The organism is Alteromonas sp. P256 (genome assembly GCF_036864455.1).
Taxonomy (GTDB): Bacteria; Pseudomonadota; Gammaproteobacteria; order Enterobacterales; family Alteromonadaceae; genus Alteromonas.
The window spans coordinates 155,603-164,809 of record NZ_JAZETM010000010.1 but is presented as its reverse complement, the minus strand read 5'-3'; the positions used below and the strand labels follow the sequence as shown (position 1 = coordinate 164,809).

The 9,207-nt window shown below is 38.8% G+C and carries 8 protein-coding genes; all 8 read right to left on the bottom strand.

Annotated features, from left to right (window positions below):
• Positions 1-177: 177 nt before the first annotated feature.
• Positions 178-495: an IS66 family insertion sequence element accessory protein TnpA gene (tnpA, locus tag V7R39_RS14960; RefSeq protein WP_334031662.1), complete on the bottom strand. Its 318-nt coding sequence runs from the start codon at positions 493-495 to the stop codon at positions 178-180.
• 353 nt (positions 496-848) lie between these two features.
• Entirely contained in the window at positions 849-1,967 is a 1,119-nt protein-coding gene (locus V7R39_RS14955) for a glycosyltransferase (RefSeq protein ID WP_334031661.1), read from the bottom strand.
• Positions 1,964-2,974 (bottom strand): glycosyltransferase family 2 protein, encoded by a 1,011-nt coding sequence (locus V7R39_RS14950; RefSeq protein WP_334031660.1) that lies wholly within the window; start codon positions 2,972-2,974, stop codon positions 1,964-1,966. The genes V7R39_RS14955 and V7R39_RS14950 overlap by 4 nt, the downstream gene beginning before the upstream one ends.
• A gap of 29 nt (positions 2,975-3,003) precedes the next feature.
• Positions 3,004-3,834, bottom strand: a complete 831-nt coding sequence (locus V7R39_RS14945) for a glycosyltransferase family A protein (RefSeq protein ID WP_334031659.1) — start codon at positions 3,832-3,834, stop codon at positions 3,004-3,006.
• Between the two features lies 1 nt (position 3,835).
• Positions 3,836-4,687: a polysaccharide pyruvyl transferase family protein gene (locus V7R39_RS14940; protein ID WP_334031658.1), complete on the bottom strand. Its 852-nt coding sequence runs from the start codon at positions 4,685-4,687 to the stop codon at positions 3,836-3,838.
• Between the two features lie 55 nt (positions 4,688-4,742).
• Positions 4,743-6,677, bottom strand: coding sequence for an acyltransferase family protein (locus V7R39_RS14935; protein WP_334031657.1), 1,935 nt, complete (start codon positions 6,675-6,677; stop codon positions 4,743-4,745).
• Between the two features lie 12 nt (positions 6,678-6,689).
• Positions 6,690-8,018 (bottom strand): O-antigen ligase family protein, encoded by a 1,329-nt coding sequence (locus V7R39_RS14930; RefSeq protein ID WP_334031656.1) that lies wholly within the window; start codon positions 8,016-8,018, stop codon positions 6,690-6,692.
• Entirely contained in the window at positions 8,015-9,199 is a 1,185-nt protein-coding gene (locus V7R39_RS14925; RefSeq protein WP_334031655.1) for a glycosyltransferase family 4 protein, read from the bottom strand. The genes V7R39_RS14930 and V7R39_RS14925 overlap by 4 nt, the downstream gene beginning before the upstream one ends.
• Positions 9,200-9,207 lie beyond the last annotated feature (8 nt).

The window sequence follows — 9,207 nt, the reverse complement described above, 5'->3', positions numbered from 1 at the left end:
ACTTTAGCAGCAGCGACAACTTGGCTATTTCGTTTTCTATGAGTCATATATATCGTGACCTGTTGATCCGTGATTCGTGTTCCCGGCACAGTGAACTTCCTTCGTTCTGCTGTGCCGAACCTTATCAGATCAACCGGCCAAGATAATTGACGCTAGACCGGCCACCGTAATTGTCGCTTAATACAATGCCTTCATCACAGCAGCAACCCAGTGAGGGTTAATAGTGGTTGGCACGCTAAGTTGGGCCTTACCCAATTTTAGAAGAAGTTCGCCAGCCATTTCTTCGGTGTAGGATTCAACCTTCGTGACTTCGCGTTTAACCTGAATGAACTTGCTACTTGTTCGTTGAAGCCGAATATCACGGCGCCGCGTATAGTAGGTTTGAACGTTAATCTGCTGCTGGCGACAAAACTCCACCGCAGTGAGTCCACTTTGTTTTTGTTGCTCAAATAAATTGAGCCAGTCTTGCATTTCTCTTCGTTGGTATTGCTGCATGGTCATTCTCCTAAGCAAAGAGAACACCATGCTGTAGCTAATTTAAGAATTGAATGTGGGGATTACCGGACGCTTACGAAGCGTGGAGCTAAATCCGGAGAATAAAAAAGAAGCTGCTTAACAGCTCAGGCGACAATTATCTTGAAAAACGCCGTGAATCGACCAAAAGCTAAATTGCAGGACTTATTCGCGGTTTCCCTAGGTAAAGAGGGTTCCAATAGCCATAAAATACAGCGAGGCGATCAGCAGAAACAGAAGCGCGATTTCAACTGATAGTCGCTTAGCCAGTGTTTAATAAACTAAAACGGTTATGGGTAGAAATAGGAAAATGAACTCGAATTAATTAAAAAGCATTATTCATTACCCGTCAAAAGTTTATCGTACTGTGTAATGAACTTGTTTACGAAAACATCAAGTGTGAAGTTATCTTCAATACTGCGTCGAGCGTTAGCCAACAACTGATCGCGAAATTCACGTTCGTCTATTAAACGCACAATATTACTCACCGCTTTATCAACGTCGCCAACGGCATTGAGTAGCCCTGTTATATTATCCACTACTGATTCGGGAATGCCGTCTACATCGGTACTTATTATAGATACTCCTTTTGCCATAGCTTCAAGAATATTCATTGGGAATGCTTCTTTTTTTGATGTGCAAACAAGAATATGCAAAGATTCTAAAGCGTCGGCTGGGTTATCGACGAAACCATGAAAAACAAAATGATCAGTTAACCCAGCATTAGATATGGTGTCTCTTAATACTTTTTCTCGTCCTGAACCGCTCTCTTCTTTTCCAAAGACATCAAAAACACAGTGATATCCTTTGGCAATTAACGCTTTCGCAATCTGAATAAAGTCCTCATGGCCTTTTCGTTCCTGAAAATTGCCAACTATGCCAATGTGGTGCGTTCCATCCAAGGTTTTTGGTGTGAAAGTAAACTGATTAAGATCAATACTATTATGAATAATCTCAATAGGAACATTACTATAGAAATCTGCAAGACCCGCTCTACTAGGTTGCGAAATGGACTCGCAACAAAAAACATGACACTCGGGCTTTTTTAGGTGCTTAAAAAACCACCGTAACGCATCTTCTGAATAGGGAAAGTGATGATGAAATATAATTTTGACGTTACAAATAGAACCAGCTATGGCGGTAGCTCTGTATGCGACGGGATCTACTGTATGGATAATATCGATATTGTTCTTTTTAAAAAGCGAAACAAGCTTTATTGTTGAAAGCAACGTCTTTAAGCAGTTCTTAATCACTAAATCATTGAACTCAAAGGCACATGGTGTTACACCATAGTACGCAGCTAGACTATTAAACTCTGTATTCTCAGGAGCATGAAGTAAGTACAAACCAAATCGTTTATGTTGTTTTAGACCCTTGAAAAGTAATTCACTAACTCGTTCGCCGCCGGCTAATGAACTACTGCTATGTACGAAAAGAATATTTTTTTTTTTCATTTTTTTATCTCAAACAACAATCTAATAAAACAAAGCACTGTGGTTTTATAGTAAGAAAGTGACAAGTTGTAGTACTTAAAAGCTTTAAAAAAGTACTTAAACGCTTTCCTTGGCTTGTCGCTTTGCCAATAAAGACTATAACCAACCCCCCAAAATAATTCGTCAGCGATTTTTTTTCTAATTGCTCTTTTTTCTTTTTTAGTAAAGTTACTGATAAAGTTTAATGTGTCTACATATGATTGAATTAAATGAAGGTTTATATTCACCCTTGATGATAAGTTTGCGCTTTTGTCTGTATCTGAAATATTTGAGTCATGAATATTATAGATAACAGTTACCTCATTTAGGTAAGCAATTACTATCTCGCTTTTGATAGCTTCAGTGATAAATAACCTATCTTCTCCTATCCTGTAGGGTCGAATTGGTACTTCTGATAAAACTTCTCTTTTAACAACACTGCATTGGAAACAAGCCTCTATACCGTATTGTATTGAATACAAAGCTGCTCTTTTGTCGTTAATAATATGAAAACTATCATAATTAAGAGTTTTTAACTCTTGGAAAGCTTTTGGCTTTCCATCTTCTTTAAAAAAGGAATTTTCTTCAACGACGTTTTTGCTGTAGTGATTTACTCTTTTTAGTGCTGTATAAACCCAATCTACCTCCGGGTAAGTTTTCAGATAATATATACACTGTTCAAGATGGTTGGGTTTCCATTCATCGTCACTATCGTAAAACGCAATAAAAGTACCATTTGCAACCTCAGTTCCTGCTTGTCTTGCGGCACCTGGGCCTGCGTTTTCTTGCTTTAAAAAAGTAAGATTTAAAGGATACGAACTAACTATATCTGATAAGTTATCCGTGGATCCATCATCAACTATGATTAATTCCCAGTCTTTATACGTTTGAGCCTCAATACATTTAATTGCATTTATGATGAACTTGGCTCTGTTGTAGACAGGAATAACTATACTTGTTTCTGCTTTTTCTTGTATTTTGTTGGTCACGACCATATCACCTACATTTCGGTACAAAATTAACCGTTTGTACTATGTTTATTATTCACTGAAAACCTTCGTATTATGTGTTTGTTTAAACGTTTGATGTAAGTAATAGCTCGAAAAGCTTCAACGATTTTTAAATTTCTAATGTGTGGCTTTACAAACATAGTAAAAATATCAGATGATTGGCTATGTGCATTCACATTGCCTATTCGATACATCGCACCAAAAAATGGGATTGGCATTAAACTGAAGCCAATTTCATTTAGCCACTCTTTAACCAGTAAATGACTACCAAGCCTTTCTTTAATTATATCTTCATCCAATTCGATATTAATTGTTTGAGGCGTATATAATTCGTTCCTGATGATTAGAGAGGTTCCGCACAATTGGTCGAAAAAATAGCATTCATATAGAAGGTTTTTACCCTCTGGCCAGACATAGCCTTTATCTATGTACCACCCGTTTTCTCCTCTATTTTTTTCAACGTACTCTACGAGAGAGGAATTTAAAAAGTCATCATCATCAACAACCATTAAATACTCTGAATTTGGTCTTGTTTTCATACCTGTAAGTATGCGGCGACCTTTATCTAGTCGGACGTAATCATGAACTTTTTCTAAATCGTGTTTATCCTTCTCGTAAAAAGGGTTTGGTAGAAAATCTACCCAAATTGCTTCAAATTTTTCAGGTAATTCTGGTAAGTCAGATCCGCTATTAGCAACGATTACACAATCCCAGTTATCGCTTTTCTGGTTTTGTATAGATTTGATCGTCTGAGACAAATTATTTTTTATTTGCTCCCAATTTTTTGCGTTGAGGTAATGCCTCACTGGAATGACGAAAGTAATTAGGTCTTGGCTCATACTATTTGACCTTAAAGTGGTCTGACTCAGTTAGCTTTAGCACGTCTCCAAGCTTTTGCTCGAAAACTTGCTCTGCACTTAAATAGGTCACGTCATCAACTAATGTTTTGAGTTTTGTTTTGAAAAGTGAAAATTTGATGTGCGACTTAACGTTTGATATCAGGCTAGTTGTTGGATCGTATATTGGCGTCAAAACATTGGGAGAGTAATCGATCCCCATTGAACTAGTCCAGTCTTCCCATTTAAATCCAAGTGCATTATGAATTTTTACTGGAATCCATGGCACACGTAAAGTATCGGCAACAATCGCACCATGCATTGCTTCTGTAATTACACTTTCTGATTTGTTTATCGTATCGAGGAATTCTTCTAGGTCTGCATTTGGGGCGATATAGCGAATATCTAGATCGTCGCATGCGCGTTTTATAATCTTACCGCTTGACCAATCGGTATTGATATGAGGTATAAAAGTGGTTTTATATTTCTTTTTTGTATCGATTTTTTTGTCAGCTAAAAGTATCGCTGCATCTGTTTTTGCTATATCTCCAGGTAATTTTAACGCCTCACATGATTTTGGGCCACGTACCCCAGCAAAAGTCAGCTTTTCATGGCCTATTAATTGTCCATGGTTGCCGTAACCCACTCCTGAGCAGAAGATAATAGCCTTTTTATAAGGTTTAATTTCAACAAGAAGACCGTTGTTTAATAGTGTGCCAATGCCAATAACGCACGTGTCTTCCGACGCAATGACTGATTTTGGCAGGAATCGTTGAAGAATATAGGGGTTAATGTCATCGCCAAAGTTGCGTTGCCCATGTTTTTTACTGAAGTCTGAATGATAATAAATTGCCAATTTTTAATTTCCTTTTGAGCAAAAATAACTTATAGCGAGCGATTTCATTAATTCTTTAGTTCGTCGAAGCACCATAAAATAGGCTTCTTTCTAACACATATTTTGAAGCCTCAACCGTTAAATGATTAGAATCAAACAGCACTTGACTCTCATTCAAAAAAAATGGACATACACCATTTTGTTGACACAGTATGTTTTCTACATTAACTATTTTGACTTTATCACTTTGTAAAGAGCTCAAGAGTTCGAAATTTGACGCTTGGTTAGTGAAGTTTTTTAGTTCTTTACCAACGCGTAAGTTACGAACTATGAGTTCCGGTGCTGGAGCTGCTGCTTCTGGTAAACTATTCATTATGACTATCTTATCAATAGAGGCCTCAAGATATTTAATAACAAGTTTGAGTTGTGTCTCGATGTCACTGTATTGACTTTTTTCATTATCTTGCAGCAGCTTCTTATCGGCATATACCGACCATCTGGCACTTATAACTGCGGTATTAATTAATGGCGATGTATCTAAAACACTTTTGAATCTGTTTTGAAGTTCCAGACATGCCTCACGGTTCAAATTTGTTTGCTCTAAAACTGCACCAAATAGCGGAGGGCATCCTCCTTTAGTAAGATATCTGGCTGACTCACCTTGTTGCACAAGCTTTTCATGCAACGCCCAAACATGCATTTGTGCATGAGAGTCACCATAAACCAGCATTGTTGGCTCAGCATCAACATTACCTACAATACAATCAAAATACTCATGTGTTTCATGTCTGGCTATACATCTTCCAGGCACTTTTGCCCACCTCTGAACACTTAGTAAATGGCGTTGATTCTCTGTAAGGCGATTAAGCAACTCAGGTGAAGTTTTATTCACTCCATATGCAATTACGCCTATGGATAGAGGAATAATCGCTAAAACAATCGCTATCCAATTATTTTGGAGCGTATTTTTTCTAAACATATTTTCGAAATAGCGGTGGGTTAAATCAGCTAGAACAAAGCTAGCGATACCAACGATAACTACTTGTTTTATGTCGGGTTCAGGCTGATATAGCCTCACACCAATTATTAAAGGCCAGTGCCATAAATACAAGCTATAAGAGATCTTACCGACGTATTTCATAAATTGGTTATCAATGATTTTTAACGCACCGAACGGAGTAACACGTGACAAACCTATCGCCAAAATTAAGCAAGTTGCTAGTGAAACCCAGATAGCGCTGACACCAGGAAAAAGCGTGTTTTTATCGTAGATAACCGATAAGGAGAGCAGAGTAACTATTGAAAGTATAGCCACAAAATTTGCGAGAAATTCGCTTTTACCCATATAGCGTTTAAGCAAATTCTTATTTTGCATGACGAAAACTAGCCCTCCGAGACTGAATTCAAACGCTCTAAATGGGGTTAGGTAGAATACAGCGTCACTACTGCGGCTCAAATAGAACTGAGCCGCTATTAATGTAATCAAACTGAGTAGTGAAAGACAAAGAAAAGCGAAACGTCCGCGAGCAAATAAATAAATGATGAATGGATATAGAAGATAAAACTGCCATTCAGCGGATAGAGACCAAGTATGTAGAAGCATGTTGTTATCTTTGGTACTATCAAAATAGTTCGCTGTAAAAAAGAAGAAAACGTTTGATGCATAGACTGAAGCTGCGATTATAGACTTACTTAGGGCATTAATTTCTGTAGGCAGTGCAATGAAAAAAATCCCCAGCAACGCAATAACTGCAATGACAAGAGCCATTGCTGGTACGAGACGTCTCGCTCTGGCCAGAAGGAACTGAAAGTATGGGAGCTCCTTTTTTTCTATCAATATTTGTGTAATTAAAAAGCCCGAGATAGTAAAAAAAACATCGACACCAATAAAACCACCAGATAGATAATTTGGCTCTAAATGAAAAACTAGAACCATTAGTACTGCAATGGCCCTTAATCCGTCGATAAAACCATAATAGGGTTTTTCTATGTTACTGATGTACGTCGTCATTTATTAATTCTTTTAGTCTTTTGCATCGTTCTTTGAGTGAACGATATCAGGCTTATTGTTTGTAAGGAAAATATTTACGCAGCATACAGATAGTGCAATCAACCAATATAGCACCTCTGCCCTAAGTCTGTTTATAAAAGTCATTGCCATGATAAAAGTCACAAACCCACTTGATACCGAGAGAACAAGTGCGCTGTTAACAAAGTCTCTCGCATTCCAAAGATGCGTTCTTACCTTTACAAAAGCGCGGTGAGTGTAAAAAATCATTAAGGTGAAAAAGAGTAATCCCAGATAACCTGCTTCAGAAAGAGTTTCAAACCAGGTTGAATGAACTGCCCGATTTCTCGAGCCTCCTGTATTTACATCTTGCGGAATATACTGTGGTGCATAGTACTGAAAGCCACCAGCGCCAGCACCAAACGGGTGATCTTTTGCCATATCCAGTGTCGCAAGCCAGAAAAACACACGTGTCGAACCTGTTTCTTGGTCTTCGTTTAGGGTGGACTCTTCCTTCACACTCATCATTCGATCTATAAAGGTGGTGTCGGCCAGGCGAAAGAAGGCTGCAACGAATAAGATCATACCGGCAAATATTGCGCGTTTTTCCTTAATCGTAAACGCGTCGTTCTTAAAGCTGATAAAAAGGAAATAGCCTATACCGGCGACAACGCCTAACAAGCCGCCACGACTATTAATCAAGATGAGCGAGTTAAGAACAAAGACTAACCCGATGCCGTATAGCCCCCGGGCAATTAAGCGTTTATCTGCAATAAGTTTGGCAATAAAAAGCACAATGGTAGGGGCTAGTGCGGCAGCAACTAGGTTGGAGTCGGGAGCATCTACCATTCCAACCCCGGAGACCCGCCCTGAACTGTCTCGCCCCCAGCCATAAATATAAAAACTGAGCAAAAACGCACTGAGCAAGTATGAATCAATAATCCAGTAAATGTGTTTTTTTTCAGTACATAATTTAACCATTAACAGCGTTACAACCCCAATTGTGAGAAATGCGTCCATTGATGATATGTGGTATTCTGTGAACGGGGCATTAAAGTAAGCAGCACAAAAACATATTATTGTTAGCCACATAAAAGTAATTTGAGGGTGTTTGAAATATTTGTTTGGCCAGTATTTTCCAAACCCAATGAAAAATACGATTAACATTGTAAGCACAAGATAAAACTGTGCACCTAAAAACGGCAGGTAGCTTCCCCACCACTTGTTTTGAGGGTTTAAGAAGTAATCGAGCTGGTACACCATAAAAATAAGTACCGGTCCATGTCTAAGCGACATGGCTAACCCCGTCAAAAATGGAATGAGATAGAGCAGTGCAGATATCACTTGCCATGCTCCATGCTTTCTATTTTACGTATCACTTCGGGGCCTTTTATTTTCCAATCGAACTGCTTGGCATGTTTTCGAGCATCTACGCCCATTTGCTTTCGTTTTTCGGTATCATTTGCTAACAGGGTAACATGCTCTACTAACGCATCAGGATTACTACAATTCAGGCTGAAACCTGTTTTACCGTCTAAGAGTGTTTCGGGTGTACCACCAGATAAACCACCAATAACGGGGATGCCACACGCCTGCGCTTCTATCATTACTATTCCAAAGCCTTCAATATTACGCCCTACATCTCTATTGGGTAATACAAATACGTCTGCCTGTTGATAGCACGCTACCATGTCTTCATCGCTCACGTTGGGCATAAATCTAATGTTATCACGCAAGTTCAGTTCGTGAGTTAGCTGTTTAAGGTATTCAATACGCGGGCCACTGCCAATAATGGCATACAATGCATAAGGAACGTTTTTCACAATATCTGCCATGGCCTTAACCATCATATCGTGGCCTTTGCGTTCCTCTAGTCTTGAAACAGTCACTAAAACAAACCTGTCTGTCCAGCCAAGTTTTTCGCGAGTATTTTCACAGCGGGGTGCTGGTACGAATGCAGATGTATTTGCCCCGGGATTAACAATACAGCATTTATCTTTCTGTACATCCCAATGTTCAAGCAGCAAACGGTGTGAATTTTTACTATTACAAATTAGAAGGTCTGCTCGCTTAAGCACCGGGCGTAGAATGGCTGTCATACTTCGGCTGGTCGCGCTATTCTCAATATCTTCACCATGTATATAGCAATAATAAGGAATACCTTTAAAAAGCTTGAACAGCATGGCAACAAAGCCTTCAGGAATGCATCGCCCGCAATGAATAGCGGTTACATTGTATTGTTTAATAATCTTTCTAAGTTTTAAAAAAAGTTTTGTGTAAAAAATTAGGCCGCCCAGTGAAAATAAAGCCCAATCAGACCAAGACGTATAGTCGAAAGAAATTCTATGAATATTTAGTTCGGCTTTATTATCAAAAAGTGTGTCACCTTCTGCACTGCCGGCCACCACAACATACTTATCGGCATCTTGGCGAGAGTATACCTCCCATAACCAACGGCCGCTTCCACCATGCATTGGTGGGAACACTTCAGAGAAAACCAACTCTACTTTTTGTTTATGTTTCACGTTAAATT

Bases quoted from the DNA above. Each gene is read 5' to 3' on its own strand.
- V7R39_RS14955 (WP_334031661.1), bottom strand. From the start codon at position 1,967: ATGAAAAAAAAAAATATTCTTTTCGTACATAGCAGTAGTTCATTAGCC.
- V7R39_RS14945 (WP_334031659.1), bottom strand. From the start codon at position 3,834: ATGAGCCAAGACCTAATTACTTTCGTCATTCCAGTGAGGCATTACCTC.
- V7R39_RS14935 (WP_334031657.1), bottom strand. From the start codon at position 6,677: ATGACGACGTACATCAGTAACATAGAAAAACCCTATTATGGTTTTATC.
- tnpA (WP_334031662.1), bottom strand. From the start codon at position 495: ATGCAGCAATACCAACGAAGAGAAATGCAAGACTGGCTCAATTTATTT.